Raw genomic sequence first — 16,685 nt, forward strand, 5'->3', positions numbered from 1 at the left:
GAGGGCGCATTGCAAAGGGCAGCTTTTGATCAGACAGTGATACCCCGCGACTATACGCTTCGTATGTAGTTGCGAAGGGCAACCAGTTCCTCCGGTAACAAGTCCGGCCGTCGCTTCCAGACAGCAGTCACTGCTCGCTCCCCTGCATCCTCATCGGCGATACCAAACTCGGGAAGAACCAAGCGAAATACCTCTTTGCCTTCGCAAACCCTCCAAATGTCTCCGTCCATCCGTTTACGCCCATAGATTTTGGCGCGAGCAACGATATGCGTATTGAGGGCCAATATCTCTTCTTCTCCGAGGCCGCCGTGAACCCGTGCAATCTCTTCGGATCGAACTTCTAAATCACCAAAGTCTTCCCATGTCAGACGATGAACGAGCTCTCGAACATCCTTGGACGGCACCGGAAACCCGCGAAATTTTCCGATCAGTCCTAGCCGCATCGAAAATCCATGAACCTGCACGCCGGTCCGCCGCAGCAACCAAGGTCGGTTCAACCGTTCTCGGGTCACCACCATTCATTGACAAGAAGTCTTTCAACGTGGGCGGGTGAACAAAGAAGTTTTCGATCTCATGCACGCCCAAGACGAAGAGTCCTCGTTCTGAAAGTTCATCCTGCTCCTGTTTTGGCCGCCAATCCTGATCGACTACGCCCCCAATTCGGATCATTTGCCCTGATGCGATAGCAAGATCTCTCAACTCCTCAATTCGCCGAACCACGTCGTTGCAAGATCCGGCCTCCATGAAGCGGACATGAGGAGGTATTTCGCAGAGAAGTCTAAACCTCTCCCTCTCTCCGATTTCCTCCTCTCCCTCAATAAGAATGAAGGCCAGATTGGAGATGGAAAATGCTGGTGAGCCGATTGCCCGCGAAAGCGTTGCGACGACCGGATGTTGGTTAAGCGGCGCAGCTTCGGTCACCTGTCGGGATTGCTCGTCCCGCTGCAGGATAACCGTAGCATCCTGCCCTGTTACCTCCACAACCTCCAACGAATGCGTGGCAAACCAAATCTGCCCTTCCTCAACGCTATCTTTTAGAAAGCCGATCCAAGCCCTTAGTAAATCATTGTTTAGGTGAAGCTCTGGCTCATCGACTAACAACAGGCCTTTCTTAAGGCCGAAACGTTCTACCTGACCAACAAGAAAGGCGATCTCGCGTTCGCCGCCACTCAATTGATCGAAATTCAGTGGTATCCCCGTTGAGTCGAATTTGATGCTTCTTGTCAGAGGATCAATTCCGATAAACATCAGGTGAGGTAAAACTTTTTGGACTGCATTCCTATAGCTAGCAAATTGATCTACGAATATCGGATCGTTCACTCCAGCTTGTCGCGCAGCACGGATCTCTTGTACGTGCCTATTATTCCCCTGATTCTCTCTGCCAACTAGAAATCTAAACCACTCTTCATAGAGGTTTCGCGTTATCCGAAAGGAACTCTGCTTATTCGTAGATTCTCCCCAATCTCTACCGAATACTTCAGCCAGTTGGTGCGCCTCGACTTGGAATTTAGGATATGCGCGATCGGCGTCGAGAGAAAGATAGTGAACTGACGCGCTCTGCTTAATTAGGTGAACGACAAGACCGGCAAAACTGCCGGATCGTTCACAAGTCACGCCTCCAGCTATCAGCTTGTAGCCTTGCTCTGCGTCGCGGCCGACAACCAGAGTGCGATCCCAGGTCCGATAATCCTGCTGCATTTCGTTCGGAAAAGCCCCTGCCGTATCGAGGTCAGCAATTGTCTTAAGTGCAATAAAAAAAGTTACCTCAAAAGTAGCATCTTCGTTGAAGGGGTTGCCGCGCGCGCTCTCCGCTCCAGGCGAGAGCCCGATGTTTTGAACGCACGCCGAGATCAGTTCGAGCAATAGGCTCTTACCGGTTCCGTTGCCGCCAACTACGCAGACAACCGGCGCGTCGTCGGGAAGACTGAACTCTACCCCTTCGAAATGACGCCAATGTCCGATCTTGACCCGTTGAACGCGCAAATCTTCCCTGCTTTATGGCTCGCTAATTTTTGGGATTTGGCGGCGGATTGGCCAGCAAAGCTGCACGTTGGTTATCGACCTGTTAGATTCTGCATGATCCGCACTACCGCGGCGGCCGCGAGCGTAACAGCTAGAATATAAGTTGTGAACAGAAGAAGCCATGTACCTAATATCTGGTTTCTTGGCCAGATACTGTCCGTATTGCCAGTGAAATCGGCAATCAAAAGACTACAATTCAGCTGAGGATTCTTGGCGACGTATTCCGTTGCAGCGGGCAAATAGGCCCAACCCGCAGCCATGCGTTCGCCGGCAAATGGACAACTTAGTTGAGCAGACATGATGAAATACGCGACGGCGACAGCGACCACGAGCCCCACCATCCAACCCAAACGCGTCCGATGCTCGGGCTCTTTTCCTGCCGTCGCGCTTGACACGCCCACCGCAACAATCACCGTTGCTACGAAAAAAATGAAAACAGGCTGCTGTCCAGCATCGCGCCAGAGTGTAGGAGGATCCGCAACCATTTTCGCGATGACGCTGATCACGACAGCCGCAACGGCGGTAACAGCATTCCATCCGGATTTGAATTTTTCAGTTACATCTTTGATACCCATTTAAGGAACCAAGAAAGTCACGGTGTTGCTACCTTGACCGAATATGCCAACGCTGACCTCTTGCCGTTGAACGATCTTGCCATTCCACATTGCGGTCATCTCGTAACGACCTGGAGGAAGCGATCCACTACTTGGACTGGTAGGGTTGTTAAATCGGAACATAGGATCGTCACCTGCCAAATGCCTGGGGCTGAACCCAACAAAATATCCGTTTACCTCTTTGCCTTTCTTTACCGTTCTGACTTCAATTGCAACTTCACTATACGATGATGGATTAAACAATACAGCATTGTTTATATAATTTGCTTTTATAGATAAATCGTCCTCGACGTCTTCCATTAAAATCGATGAAAAATCACTATCCGGCTCCGCCGCAGCCGCCTTTAGAAGCAGCCTATTGTGATTCATGCTTCTTTGGAATGACTCCGTTGGAACACCGACCTTCTCAAAACTACTCGAAATAAAGGTCCAATTTTCAGATATTTTTCCAGCCGCATTCGCCACAAAAGGGGTCTTTGCTTCTTTTAGCACTGTCAGGGAATCGGCAGGATAAGACCATGAGAAACCATCTTCAGCGCTAGCACTTGCTGCTAAGGGAATACATATCAAAGCCGCAAGGCAAATTGGTCGCAAATGTTGCATGTGGACACCCCCCCCCAAACGGAGACAAGATAGCTCCCAAAGATGCCGGAAGACCACAAAAATCCACGGAGGATCACGGGCGTCCTCTGGTATTGAGCCAAGGACACGAATCACGTGCGAAATAGTGAGACCACTCGTCGCTTGAGGTGTGCTCTTCTTCCCGTTGGTGACTTTCACGGCCAAGTCATCCTCCCTAGATGTTTGATCCCAGGCTTTGATGGCGCATACTTTTCGTCCGAATCAAAGGATGCGCTATGGGCCAGGTTCTCATGGGAGCGCCACGACGACAGAGGCGATCCGTCGAGCGATACAGCATAGTCAAGAGAGCCTGAGGGCGCTGGCGAAGCGCTACGGCATCAATCAGAAGACGGTTAGGAAGTGGAGGAACCGGACGTCGGCCGCCGATCTTCCGACTGGCCCCAGAGATCCGAAGTCGACAGTGCTATCGACTGAGGAAGAGGCGGTCATCGTCGCCTTTCGGCGTTATACGCTGCTGCCACTGGACGATTGCCTCTATGCTCTCCAACCGACGATCCCGCATCTGTCGCGGTCATCCTTGCATCGCTGCCTGCAGCGTCACGGGATAGGCAGGTTGCCGGATGTCGAGGGCGACAAGCCGGCAAGGAAGAAGTTCAAGGCCTATCCAATCGGCTACTTCCATATCGACGTCGCCGAGGTCCGAACCGAGCAGGGCAAGCTGCATATGTTCGTGGCCATAGATCGGACCTCGAAGTTCGCTTTCGTCGAGCTGCACGAGAAGGCAACGACAGCGGTCTCCGCCGATTTCCTGCGCCATCTTCTTGATGCTGTCCCTTTACAAGATCCACACAGTGCTTACCGACAACGGCATTCAGTTCACGACCCCAGGTGCCGGCGGCTCGGCCGTTCCGCTGATCAAGGAAGCCATGGCGGCGGGAGAAATCATATGGGCGCACGCCTTCGAACATACTTGCGCCAAGGCCGATATCGACCACCGAACGACAAAGCCAAGGCACCCATGGACCAACGGCCAGGTCGAACGCATGAACCGCACGATCAAGGATGCGACCGTCAAACGCTTCTACTACGAGAGCCATGACCAACTGCGCCAGCATCTCGCCGATTTCGTCTTAGCCTATAATTTCGGCCGTCGACTGAAGACCCTCAAGGGCCTCACGCCCTTTGAATACATCTGCAAAATCTGGACAAAAGAGCCCGAACGATTCAGGCTCGATCCAACCCATCAAACCTTGGGACTAAACACCTAGATCGTAAATCAAGGCCCCGACCGAATGTTCCTGCTCAAGACTTCGCCCTTTGCTCCCCTGTCACCCCCGTTGCGGCCTGCTCCACCGCTGCCCTGTCCGTGCCCAGCCTGTCGATCAGCTCCTGCGCCTCGTCGCCCGATATACCGGTGCGCACGGCGAGTTCCTCGACGGTCAGGATGTCAGTGCTGGCGATCTCGCGCGGCAGGGCGTCGTCGGCGGTTAGCGGCAGCGCCGCCTCGCGGTCGATTTCGGCCTCGGCCCGGTGCCAGTGGTGCTCGGGGTCGCCAGTGCCTTCGCGCTCCCAGATCTGGTAGGCGCGCTGCTGTATCTTGTGATGCCGGTCGTCTTCCATGGTGGTTCTCCCTGGGCTTTGAGGACGATCCGAACGACCCCCAGAAATCGCGCGGTCGCAATCGTTCGCGGCGCCCTTCGCGCTGGCTATTCGCATTGCCGTCTCGGCCCGCCGGAATATGGCTGGTAGCTGTTGTCTTCCGGACGGTAGGAGCGATAGCGGCTGAAGCAGGAGGCGACATGGTCCGGTTCGCCGCCGGCAGCCGCGTAGGCGCCCGCGCCCTCGACGTAGCTTGCCTCTCGCGGCGCGACGCGGTCGGCGGCGAGATAGGGCGATACGCAGGTGCGCTGCTGTCCGCTATAGGACATGTAGCTGTTGTCGTCGGGATCGTAGGAGCGGTATCGGCTGGCGCACCAGGCGAGATGCGGCGGCGGCAGTTCGGTCCGCGCGATGGCGCCGGTGACTGTGGGATCGGGCTGCTGCCTGGCCGGGTCCTGAGCTGGCTCCTTGGCGGCGATGTCGGCAGGCGCGGACTGCTCGGGCGGCACACGTTCGAAGTCCTGCGCCGTCTTGTCCACCGGCCGCGCTTTCCGGGTCCACAGTTCCGCCACGCTGACGGTGGGCCTTGCCTCCCGCACAGGCTTGGCGGCAAGCAGCCAGGCTGCGAAAACCAGCCCGCTGCCGAACACCGCAAGGGTCAGCACGAAGCCGCCGACCAGTCCCAAAATCGCTTTCACTCGACACTCCTTGTGTCCCTGCCAATAAAATGCGGGACATCACGGCTTGTTCCAGAAAAGCAGGCGCGAGGGACCTAAGTCTGACCGACCGACAACCGGCAGCTCGCCGAGAACCGGGTGCGGCGCGATTTTTTTCGACGGTGAAAAATCAAGGGAGCGGTCGAGCAGCCATTGGGCCACGTCGCAGCCGCTATTCCGCCGCCTCGGCATAGTGCTGAGGGACATAGTTGAGGATCGGGCCGAGCCAGCGCTCGACATCGGCCAGCGGCATGGCTTTGCGGCGGGCATAGTCCTCGACCTGGTCGCGCTCGACTTTGGCGACGCCGAAATAATAGCTTTCGGGATGGGCGAGATAGATGCCGGAGACCGAGGAGCCCGGCCACATCGCATAGCTCTCGGTCAGGCTGACGCCGGCATTGCGCTCGCCGTCGAGCAGCCGGAACAAGGTCGCCTTCTCGGTATGATCGGGCTGCGCGGGATAGCCGGGCGCCGGGCGGATGCCGCGATAAGGCTCGCCGACCAGTTCGTCCGGCGCCAGCGTCTCGTCGGCGGCGTAACCCCAGAATTCCTTGCGCACCTTATCGTGCATGCGCTCGGCGAACGCTTCGGCGAAACGGTCGGCCAGCGCCTTGACCATGATCGAGGAATAATCGTCATTGGCGCGCTCGAAGCGCTCTGATATCGCCACCTCCTCGATCCCCGCGGTGACGATGAAGCCGCCGATATAGTCCGGCTTGCCGCTGTCGGCCGGTGCGACGAAATCCGACAGCGCGACATTGGCCTTGCTGTCGCGCTTGATCAGCTGCTGGCGCAGCGTGAAGAAAGTGGCAAGCTCCTGCGAGCGCGCCTCATCCGTGAACAGCCTGATGTCGTCGCCGACGGCATTGGACGGCCAGAAGCCGATGACGCCGCGCGGCGCGAACCATTTTTCCGCGATGATTTTTGTCAGCATCGCCTGCGCATCCTCGAAAAGCTGGCGTGCCGCCGGTCCCTGCTTCTCGTCGTCGAGGATCTTGGGGTAACGCCCTTTCAACTCCCAGGTCTGGAAGAACGGCGTCCAGTCGATGTAGCGCGCGAGCTCCGTCAGGTCCCAGTTGCCGAAAACTTTGACGCCGGTGAAGGACGGCTTCGGCGGCTCATAGGTCGACCAGTCCACCTTGTGCGCATTGGCCCTGGCCTTGGCCAGCGGCAGCCGCTGCTTGTCGGCCTCGGAGCGGGCATGCGCGTCGGCGACCTTTTTGTACTCGGCCCGCACTGTGTCGACGTAGCCGCCCTTGGTCTCGTTCGACAGCAAGGATGACACGACGCCGACGGCGCGGCTGGCGTCATTGACATAGACCGTCTGTCCCTTGGAATAGCGCGGGTGGATCTTCACCGCCGTGTGCACGCGGCTGGTCGTGGCGCCGCCGATCAGCAGCGGAATGTCAAACCCTTCACGCTCCATCTCGGCGGCCATGTGCACCATCTCGTCCAGCGACGGGGTGATCAGGCCGGACAGGCCGATGATGTCGACATTTTGCTCGCGAGCCGTCTGCAGGATCTTCGCCGCCGGCACCATGACGCCGAGATCGATGATCTCGTAATTGTTGCAGGCCAGAACGACGCCGACGATGTTCTTGCCGATGTCGTGGACATCGCCCTTTACAGTCGCCATCAGGATTTTGCCGGCTGTTTGGCGCTCGCCATTGTCGATGCCATTGGCGGCGTTGGCCAGTTTTTCGGCCTCCATGTGCGGCAGCAATCCGGCCACCGCCTGCTTCATCACGCGCGCCGACTTCACCACTTGCGGCAGAAACATCTTTCCAGCGCCGAACAGATCGCCGACGACATTCATGCCGGCCATCAGCGGGCCTTCGATGACATGCAGAGGCCGCTCGGCCGCAAGCCGCGCCTCTTCGGTGTCGGCGTCGATGAATTCGGTGATGCCGTTGACCAGCGCATGCGAAATCCGCTGCTCGACTGTCCAGTCGCGCCAGGCGAGATCGCGCTCCCTGGCTTCCTTGCCGGCCGTGCCCTTGAAACGCTCGGCGATCTCCAGCATGCGTTCGGTGGCGGTGCCGCCAGCCCTGGGCGCGCGGTTGAGCACGACGTCCTCGCACGCTTCGCGCAGCTCCGGCTCGATCGTGTCGTAGACGGCCAGCTGACCGGCATTGACGATGCCCATATCCATGCCGCGCTGGATGGCATGGTAGAGGAACACCGCGTGCATCGCCTCGCGCACCGGCTCGTTGCCGCGGAAGGAGAAGGACAGGTTCGAGACGCCGCCCGAGATATGCACATGCGGCAGCGTGGCGGTGATCTCGCCGGTGGCCTCGATGAAGTCGACGCCGTAATTGTCGTGCTCCTCTATGCCGGTGGCGACCGCGAAGACATTGGGGTCGAAGACGATGTCTTCGGGCGGGAAGCCGGCCTGTTCGGTGAGCAGCTTGTAGGCGCGGGTGCAGATCTCGACCTTGCGCGCCCTGGTGTCGGCCTGGCCGGCCTCGTCGAAGGCCATGACGACCACCGCGGCGCCATAGGCGCGCACCAGTTTCGCGTGATGGAGGAAGGCTTCCTCGCCTTCCTTAATCGAGATGGAGTTGACCAGTGGCTTGCCCTGCACGCATTTCAGCCCGGCCTCGATGATCTCCCATTTCGAGGAGTCGACCATCACCGGAACACGGGCGATGTCGGGTTCGGCGGCGATCAAATTGAGGTACTCGACCATCGCCTTTTTCGAATCGATCAGGCCTTCATCCATGTTGATGTCGATGATCTGTGCGCCATTGGCGACCTGGTCGCGCGCCACGTCGAGCGCCGGGACATAGTCGCCCGCCGTGATCAGCTTTCGGAACTTGGCCGAGCCGGTGACGTTGGTGCGTTCGCCGACATTGACGAAGGGAATCTCATCAGTCAGCGTGAACGGCTCCAGCCCGGACAGGCGCATCTTGCGCTCGATCTCGGGGATGGCGCGTGGCGGATATTTCTTGACAGCCTCGGCGATGGCGCGGATGTGGTCCGGCGTCGAGCCACAGCAGCCGCCGACGACGTTGACGAGCCCTTCCCGCGCAAAATCCTCGATCTGCGCGGCCATGAAGTCCGGGCTCTCGTCATAGCGGCCGAATTCATTGGGCAGGCCGGCATTCGGATACGCGCAGACGAAGGTGTCGGCGGCGCCTGAAATTTCGGCCAGATGCGCGCGCATCGCATTGGCGCCGAGCGCGCAGTTGAGGCCGATGGTGAAGGGGCTCGCATGGCGCACCGAATGCCAGAAGGCGGTCGGCGTCTGGCCCGACAGCGTGCGGCCGGAGAGATCGGTGATGGTGCCCGAAATCATCACCGGCAGGCGCACGCCCTTTTCGAGGAAAATCTCGTTGCAGGCAAAGATCGCCGCCTTGGCGTTCAGCGTATCGAAGATGGTCTCGATGAGAATGATGTCGGCGCCACCGTCGACCAGGCCGCGCAACTGCTCGCCATAAGCCAGGCGCAATTCATCGAAGGTCACCGCGCGGTAGCCGGGATTGTTGACGTCGGGGGACATCGAGGCGGTGCGGTTGGTCGGCCCGAGCGCGCCGGCGACGAAGCGCCGCTTGCCGTCTTCCTGCTGTGCCCTCGCCGCTGCCCGACGCACCAGTCGCGCGCCGTCCCGGTTCAGCGCGTAGACGGCATCCTCCATGCCGTAGTCCGCCTGGGCGATGGAGGTCGAGGAGAAGGTGTTGGTCTCGAGGATATCGGCGCCAGCGATGGCGTATTGATAATGGATTTCCTCGATCGCCTTCGGCTGCGTCAGGATCAAGAGGTCGTTGTTGCCCTGCTGGTGGCAGGTGCAGCCGGCAAAAGCCTCGCCACGGAAATGCTCCTCGTCGAAACCGAGACCCTGGATCTGCGTGCCCATGGCGCCGTCGAGGATGAGGATGCGCTCGCGTGCCGCTGCCGTCAGCGCCGCAAGCACTTCGGACCCATCGGGCTTTGCCGCGACGGGGCCGAACAATGCGTCCAGCGATGCAGAATTCTGCGACATTTTTTATCCTTGAGGCGACAACCATCACATAAGGATATCTTTATGTCAACATACGGAATGCAGGCGAACGCGTCGTGGCGAGAGTTTGGTGCGATGGTCATCCCGATCGACAATGTGACGGCGGCGGTCATCGTCGCCGCTGCGCCCTGCCTACACCACGACGTCCCGATACAGCCTCACCTCGCCATCCTGGCCGCGGATGCGCCAGTCCTGCTCTTCCCGCCCCTCGACATGGCATGGCCCGAGCGGCACCTTGCCGCCGCCTTCCGGCAGGTCCAGCACATAGACGGGATTGCAGATGCCCGACAGGCGGGCGCGCAACGCACCGGCCAGCGCCTGTCCCTGCGCAATCGTGGTGCGCCTGTGCGCCATGCCGCGCGCGAGGTCGCCATGGTGCAGGTAATAGGGTTTGACGCCGAGCCGGTACATCAGTTCGCGGCAGAGTTCCTCCAGCACCTCGACCGTGTCGTTGACGCCCTTGAGCAGGACACTCTGGTTGAGCAGCACGAAGCCTGCCTGGCGCATGACGCGGCAGGCCAATTCGGTGGCCGGCGTGATCTCCCGCGCATGGTTGAAATGGGTGACGACGGTGACCATCAGCCGGCCCTGCAAGGCGCCAACCAGCCCCGGCGTGATGCGCGCGGGCAGCACGACAGGCACGCGTGTGTGGATACGCAGCAGCCTCACATGCGCGATCGTCTCGATACGGGCGCGGATTTCGGCCAGCGCCTTGTCCGGCAGCGAAAGCGGATCGCCGCCGGTCAGGATCACTTCGCGGATTTCGGTATGGCCTTCGATATAGGCAAAAGCCTCTTCGAGCGCTTCTCGCGTATAGCCGCGGCCGATCGAGGTCAGGGATTCCTTGCGGAAGCAGAAACGGCAATAGACCGCGCATTGGTAGGTCGCAAACAACAGCACCCGGTCGGCGTGGCGGTGCGTCAGTCGCGGCACCGGACTGAAGGCATGGTCGGCGATCGGATCGTCGAGCTCGCCTTCCGTTTCCGTCAGCTCATCCGGCGATGGAATGACCTGGGCGCGGATCGGATCGGCGGGATCGTTCCAGTCGATCAGGTCGAGATAGGTTTTGGGGGCACGCACCTTGTGGCGTACGGCCGCCTCCTGCGCCGCCGCGCGCTCGGCGGGTGACAGCGGCAGGGAGGCGAGATCGCGGACGTGGCGCACGCCCGCGCGGATGTCGTTTTGCCAGGCGGTGTCGGCATCGCGTCCTTCGTCGGCGATGGCCGCGTCATCGAAAGTTGAGTCTGGGGTCATTGGGGCCTCGGGGCAATTCTGGCGGTGCTATCGGCCGGATGGACGGTTCGGTCAACTCCAGTGGCTCAGCGCGGATTGTCGCTGCGCTGCGGTCCTTCGCATCCCCCGACTATCGCCGTAATCGACCAGCGCAGCAATTTCAGGCAATCTCACCGATAAGGCGCTCCAAGGGGAGATGGGCGCCGCCTAGGGAGGATCGCCATGAGCAAAATGCCGCGCTATGAGGATGCCGTTCAGCGCTTTCGCATCGAAGATGAGATCGCGCGGTTGTATGGCAACCCTGGAACCGGCATCAATACCTATGTCGAATGCTGCGGCCGCTACACCGGAGAAGACCGGCTGGCGCTGCGCGCGATCTCGGCCGGCGGCGAGCTTCGCGAATTCAGCTTCGACGATCTCGCCGACATGTCGGGGCGCGCCGCCAATGTGCTCAAGGCCGCCGGCGTCGGTGCCGGCGATGTCGTCGCCGGCATGCTGCCGCGCGTCCCCGAACTGGTGGCGCTGATCCTCGGGACGTGGCGCATCGGCGCGGTCTACCAGCCGCTGTTCACCGCCTTCGGTCCGAAAGCCATCGAGCACCGCCTCGGCTATAGCGGCGCCAAGATCGTGGTGACCAACCCGGCCAATCGCGGCAAGCTCGACGAGGTCGAGACATCAGCGCAAATCGCCACCATCCTTGGCAATGGCGATGTGCTGCCTGCAGGCGACATCGATTTCCGCGCCGCGCTTGGCACCGCGTCGCCCGACTGCCAGCCGGTGATGCGCAAGGGCGACGATTTGTTCATGATGATGTCGACGTCGGGAACGACCGGCCTGCCCAAGGGCGTCCCGGTGCCGCTTCGCGCCCTGCTCGCCTTCGGCGCCTATATGCGCGACGCGATCGGCTTGCTGCCCGACGACATCTTCTGGAACATCGCGGACCCCGGCTGGGCCTACGGCCTCTATTACGCCATCACCGGCCCGTTGCAGCTCGGCATCGCCACGACCTTCCATGAAGGCGCCTTCAACGCCAAGAGCACTTACGACATCATCGAGCGGCTCGGCGTCACCAGCCTTGCCGGCTCGCCGACCGCCTATCGCCTGCTGATGGCGGAAGGCGCGGAAGCTGCGGCCCGAGTCAAAGGCAGACTGCGCGTGGTGAGCAGCGCCGGCGAGCCGCTCAACCCGGAAGTCATCCGCTGGTTCGACGCAAATCTCGCCGCGCCCATTCACGACCACTACGGCCAGACCGAGAACGGCATGATGGTCAACAACCATCATGGGCTCTCGCATGTCGTTCGCGCGGGCTCGGCCGGCTTCGCCATGCCCGGATATCGCATGGTGGTACTGGACGAGGCCGGCAACGAGCTCGGCCCCAACCAGCCCGGCATCCTCGCCGTCGACATCGCGAAGTCGCCGCTGCGCTGGTTCGACGGCTATCACCAAGCCGAGACGCCGGCGACCACGGGCGGCTACTACCGCACCGGCGACACGGTGGAGTACGAGCCGGACGGTTCGGTTTCCTTCATCGGCCGCGCCGACGATGTCATCACCTCGGCCGGTTATCGCATCGGCCCGTTCGACGTCGAAAGCGCGTTGATCGAGCATCCGGCGGTCAACGAGGCGGCTGTCGTCGGCGTGCCCGATCCGCAGCGCACCGAGATCGTCAAGGCCTTCGTCGTTCTGGCGCCGGCTTACAAGGGCAACCCCGACCTCGCCGAAGAGCTTGCCCAGCATGTGAAGAAACGGCTCTCCGCGCACGCCTACCCGCGCGAGGTCGAGTTCATCACCGAACTGCCGAAGACCCCAAGCGGCAAGATCCAGCGCTTCCTGCTGAGGAAGGCGGAGGTGGAGAAGCGCAAGGCGTGATTAGGCGCCAATCTCCCCCTCGAGGGGGAGATGTCGCCGAAGGCGACAGAGGGGGTCGTTGCGCGTGAAGCGCTAACGTCGTCTCGCGCTGCAAAAGGAGTCAGCGCTTCACGCGCGGCGACCCCCTCTGGCCTGCCGGCCATCTCCTCCCTCAAGGGGGCAGCTCCAACGCCGTCTTTTTTCAGCCCGATGTTGTCATGTATCCTTGGAATCGAACGTAGAGCAGGGTTTATATCATGCGGTGGGTCTGGACGTTTCTGTTTGCGCTGGTGAGCAGCGTGGCTTTCGCGGCCTCGCCGGAGGACGACTATGTCGCCGCGCGTGACAAGGCGATGGCTGATATCGCGGCGCTGAACAGCGCGAACGCGGCAATCGAGACCATCGACGCTGAGAACGAGAAGGCGCTGGCCGACCTCCAGCAGCGTCTTGCCGGCATTATCGGGCCGCTGGCGGTCAAGGACTTTCCGCCAACCGGCACAATCAATATCGAAAGCCTCAGCGACTCCGATATCGGCTATGGCATGCTCGATGGGCTGCGATACACCAAGGGCGACGACGGGCCCAGCCTGGTGGCAACGACGCGAGGGCTGCTGGAGCGCTGGCTCCAGTCCAGAACCGCCGAGACCGACGAAAGTTTCAAACTGCCCGCCGGCATCGATGAGGCGCTTAAGCTGGATGCCTTCTATACCCAGGCGATCAACAGCGACGCCGCCTTCGAGGGAACGCTCGACTTTCCATTGAAGAAACCCGAAGGCGCCGACATCGCCTTCGCACGGCTCGGCGGCTGGACGCAGGACGTCGGGCCGATCTATGAGCAGGAAGTCATCGTTACGCTCGTCAAAGGCAACAGCGTGAGAATTGTCGCAGCGCCGGCAGCCCCTGCCGTTCCGAAGATCGCCGCTTGCGACGCCGTGTGGGCTGCTGCGGACGCCGCCGCGCAGAAATTCCAGGAGGCCTACCAGGCATCGGACCTGAAGGACGAAAAAGCGTTCGATTCCTCCAACGCCGCCTGGGACAAGGGCGACAGCGACTACCGGGCCTGCATGGCGGAGCGCCTGCCGGCTGACCCGGCTTTCCCGGCGCTGCTCGCCCAGGCGCAGGCGCTGGCCGATCAAATGGCTGGGAAGTAAGCCTCCCGCAAGGGCCCGCGCGGCAAGATAAGGCGGCTTGTTGCAATCTGAGGCGAATATGACTTCGCCGCTGGGTTGCAGAACTCTGCAACCTGGCGTCCTACTTTCGGACACTCATTCAGATTTCGGCTGGACCCTGGCAGCCAAAAGCTTACCGTTTGTTCTCGGATTCGTCTCGAAGCTCAAACTTAAGCTTTAGCTACTATGGTCGACCGAAGGACTACTGTCCTGGAAAGGTCTTCGGATCGAGTTGGCAGGTGCAATGCTCAATTCCGGCCGGTTGAAACGGGCCGTTTTTTCTTCCGCCAACTTGCCGGCGGCGATTGCCTTTGTCGTGCTTCTCGTCTGCGCCCTGGTTGCCGACCAGAGGAACAGAGAGGTCTCCGATCAGCTGGCGCGCGCCGACGTCCTCGCCAAGGTCAACATCATACGCGCCAAGCTCGAAGGCAACATAGGCGGCAATCTCCAGCTGGTTCAGGGTCTCGTTTCGACAATCGTTACCGAGCCCTATATGGGCCAGCAAAGATTTGGGGCACTCGCCCGTAATTTGTTCGAGCAAAAATCGCAGTTGCGCGATATTGCCGGCGCCCCCGACCTCGTCATCGCGCTGATATATCCGCTGGAAGGCAATGAAAAAGCCATCGGGCTGGACTACCGCAAGAGCGATACGCAACGCACGGCCGCGCTTCGCGCCCGTGACCAGCGCGCGCTGGTGCTCGCCGGGCCGGTCAAACTGGCGCAAGGCGGACGTGGCTTCATCGGCCGTATCCCGGTCTTCGTGCCGACGGCGGGTGGCGGCGACCGTTTCTGGGGTATCGTCTCGGCCGTGATCGATGTCGATCGGCTCTACGCTGCCAGCGGACTGACCGACCCTGATCTGGATATCGATGTGGCGCTTATCGGCAAGGATGCGCTCGGCGGCGGCGGGGAACTGTTCTTCGGCGGCGATAATGTCGTGTCCGGCAATCCGGTGATGGCAGAGGTGCAATTGCCTTCAGGCTCCTGGCAAATTTCAGCCATACCGAAGGGCGGTTGGCCGACCGCTCCGAAAAATGAGTGGCTGTTGCGTCTGCTCATGGCGCTTGCCGGCGCGCTGGTGGTGCTGCCGATCCTCGTGGCAGGACGTCTTTTCGGTGAGCGGCAGAAAAATGACGCCGAGTTGAGGCGCCTGTCCCGGCGGCTGGAGCTGGCGTTGGAAGCCTCTGCTATAGGCGTGTGGGAGCACGATACCGTCAGCAACGAACTCGTATGGGACGACCGCATCAACGAAATCTATGGCAAACCCGCCGGCGGCAAGACCCGTAGCTATGACGACTGGGCCTTGGCGATCCATCCCGAAGACTTCGAACGGGCTAAAGCAGATTTCGATTCGGCTGTTGCAACACAAGGCCCCTACTCTTCGCAGTATCGGCTCCTGCGGCCGGACGGCACCATTCGCCATGTGCGCACCCGCGCCAGTTTCTTCCGGGACATCGACGGCACGCCAAAAATGATCGGCGCCGAATGGGATGTGACAGGCGACGTGCTGCTCAACGAGAATCTCATGCGTGAACGTCGCCTTTCAGAATCGAAAAATGCCGAACTGAACCTGGCCAAAGCCCGCATCGAGCATGTCGCGATGCATGATTCGCTGACCGGTCTGCCCAACCGTCGGTATCTGGACGAGATGCTTGCCGAAAACCGCGAAGCCGACGGCCGTGCGGCGTTGCTGCATCTCGACCTTGACCGGTTCAAGCAGATCAACGACACGCTCGGCCATGCAGCGGGCGATGCTTTGCTGGTGCATGCTTCGAAAGTCATCAAGGCCAGCGTCGGCAGTGCCGATTTCGTTGCGCGCATCGGCGGCGACGAGTTTGTCGTGCTGAGCCATGGACGCGACGACAAGGAACTCGCCGCGCTGGCCGACCACATTATCGATGCGATGCGCCAGCCGGTCGACTATCTGGGTCACCAGTGCCGGTTCGGCGTCAGCATCGGCATTGCGGCCAATAGCGGCGTCGATGCAAGGCAGTTGCTTGTCAATGCCGATCTGGCGCTGTACCGGGCGAAAGGCCGCGGCCGCAACCGCTACGAGTTTTTCAACGAAGAGCTGCAGAGCGAGATCGTGCGGACCAAGCAGACCGCCGACGAGATTCTGGGCGGGCTCGAGCGGAACGAATTCGTCGTCTACTATCAGCCGCAGTTCGACGCCAAGACGCTGGAGATCGTCGGCGTCGAGGCGCTCTCGCGTTGGGATCACCCGCAACGCGGCATGCTGACCCCCGACGCCTACATCAAGTTGGCTGAAGAACTCAATGTCGTGGCGCTTATCGACCGCACCGTCCTGGAGCAGGCGCTCGATAATTTCGAGCGTTGGTCGCGCAGCCACCTCAACATCCCGCGCGTCTCGGTCAACGTTTCCGCACGGCGCCTGGAAGACAGGGACCTGATCAAGGGTTTGCGCAAGCTTCCGATCAAGGAAGGGACCGTGTCGTTCGAACTGGTGGAGTCGATTTTCCTCGACGAAAACGACGAGCTGGTCAGCTGGAACATCGAACACATCAAGGGGCTCGGCATCGACGTCGAGATCGACGATTTCGGCACCGGGCATGCCTCGATCGTCTCGCTGTTGAAGTTGCGGCCCCGTCGCCTCAAGATCGACCGCCAGCTGGTCACCCCCATCACCAGCTCAACCGCACAGCGGCAGCTTGTGTCGTCCATCATCGACATCGGCAAGTCGCTCGGGATCGAAGTGATCGCCGAGGGCGTCGAGACGATGGAGCACGCGCGCATCCTGAAAGAGCTTGGCTGCGACATCCTGCAAGGCTTCCTGTTCGGCTACCCGATGGATGCCAAAGCCTTCAAGGCCTTCGCGCAGTCGCGCAAATGGCTGGCGGCGAGCTGACAAATCCTGGCTTTGCCGGACGCAAATGCGGACGCA

The 16,685-nt window shown here is 60.5% G+C and carries 10 protein-coding genes and 1 pseudogene; 4 read left to right on the forward strand and 7 right to left on the reverse strand.

Features of this window, described 5'->3' with window-relative positions:
• Positions 1-345: 345 nt before the first annotated feature.
• From NKL04_RS14235 to NKL04_RS14245, 3 genes are all read right to left on the reverse strand, one after another.
• The gene (locus NKL04_RS14235; RefSeq protein WP_023701469.1) at positions 346-1,983 is read right to left on the reverse strand and encodes an ATP-binding protein; all 1,638 of its coding nucleotides are present in this window, start codon (positions 1,981-1,983) and stop codon (positions 346-348) included.
• A 71-nt stretch (positions 1,984-2,054) separates the two neighbouring features.
• Positions 2,055-2,597: a hypothetical protein gene (locus NKL04_RS14240; protein WP_023701468.1), complete on the reverse strand. Its 543-nt coding sequence runs from the start codon at positions 2,595-2,597 to the stop codon at positions 2,055-2,057.
• Positions 2,598-3,239, reverse strand: a complete 642-nt coding sequence (locus NKL04_RS14245; RefSeq protein ID WP_352723789.1) for a hypothetical protein — start codon at positions 3,237-3,239, stop codon at positions 2,598-2,600.
• A 247-nt stretch (positions 3,240-3,486) separates the two neighbouring features.
• Here NKL04_RS14245 and NKL04_RS14250 point away from each other — a divergent pair.
• Positions 3,487-4,486, forward strand: a pseudogene (locus tag NKL04_RS14250) (IS481 family transposase).
• Between the two features lie 34 nt (positions 4,487-4,520).
• Here NKL04_RS14250 and NKL04_RS14255 read toward each other — a convergent pair.
• From NKL04_RS14255 to NKL04_RS14270, 4 genes are all read right to left on the reverse strand, one after another.
• Complete coding sequence (locus NKL04_RS14255) at positions 4,521-4,838, reverse strand: DUF2934 domain-containing protein (RefSeq protein ID WP_023701843.1); 318 nt, start codon at positions 4,836-4,838, stop codon at positions 4,521-4,523.
• 86 nt (positions 4,839-4,924) lie between these two features.
• Complete coding sequence (locus tag NKL04_RS14260; RefSeq protein ID WP_023701844.1) at positions 4,925-5,515, reverse strand: BA14K family protein; 591 nt, start codon at positions 5,513-5,515, stop codon at positions 4,925-4,927.
• 190 nt (positions 5,516-5,705) lie between these two features.
• On the reverse strand, positions 5,706-9,515 hold the full coding sequence (gene metH / locus NKL04_RS14265) for a methionine synthase (protein ID WP_023701845.1): 3,810 nt from the start codon (positions 9,513-9,515) through the stop codon (positions 5,706-5,708).
• Between the two features lie 150 nt (positions 9,516-9,665).
• The gene (locus NKL04_RS14270) at positions 9,666-10,787 is read right to left on the reverse strand and encodes a KamA family radical SAM protein (RefSeq protein ID WP_031209569.1); all 1,122 of its coding nucleotides are present in this window, start codon (positions 10,785-10,787) and stop codon (positions 9,666-9,668) included.
• Positions 10,788-10,988: 201 nt separating this feature from the next.
• Between NKL04_RS14270 and NKL04_RS14275 the strand changes: the two genes are divergently transcribed.
• The 3 genes from NKL04_RS14275 to NKL04_RS14285 all read left to right on the forward strand — a co-directional run bounded on the left by NKL04_RS14275 (position 10,989) and on the right by NKL04_RS14285 (position 16,649).
• On the forward strand, positions 10,989-12,635 hold the full coding sequence (locus NKL04_RS14275) for an acyl-CoA synthetase (protein WP_023701847.1): 1,647 nt from the start codon (positions 10,989-10,991) through the stop codon (positions 12,633-12,635).
• 236 nt (positions 12,636-12,871) lie between these two features.
• Positions 12,872-13,765 carry a hypothetical protein gene (locus tag NKL04_RS14280; RefSeq protein ID WP_023701849.1) on the forward strand — a complete coding sequence of 298 codons (894 nt, stop codon included), beginning with the start codon at positions 12,872-12,874 and terminating at the stop codon, positions 13,763-13,765.
• 262 nt (positions 13,766-14,027) lie between these two features.
• Positions 14,028-16,649, forward strand: coding sequence for a bifunctional diguanylate cyclase/phosphodiesterase (locus tag NKL04_RS14285; protein ID WP_031199429.1), 2,622 nt, complete (start codon positions 14,028-14,030; stop codon positions 16,647-16,649).
• The last annotated feature ends 36 nt before the right edge of the window (positions 16,650-16,685 follow it).

The sequence above is a fragment of the Mesorhizobium sp. C264A genome (assembly GCF_040324515.1).
In the GTDB taxonomy this organism is placed as follows: Bacteria; Pseudomonadota; Alphaproteobacteria; order Rhizobiales; family Rhizobiaceae; genus Mesorhizobium.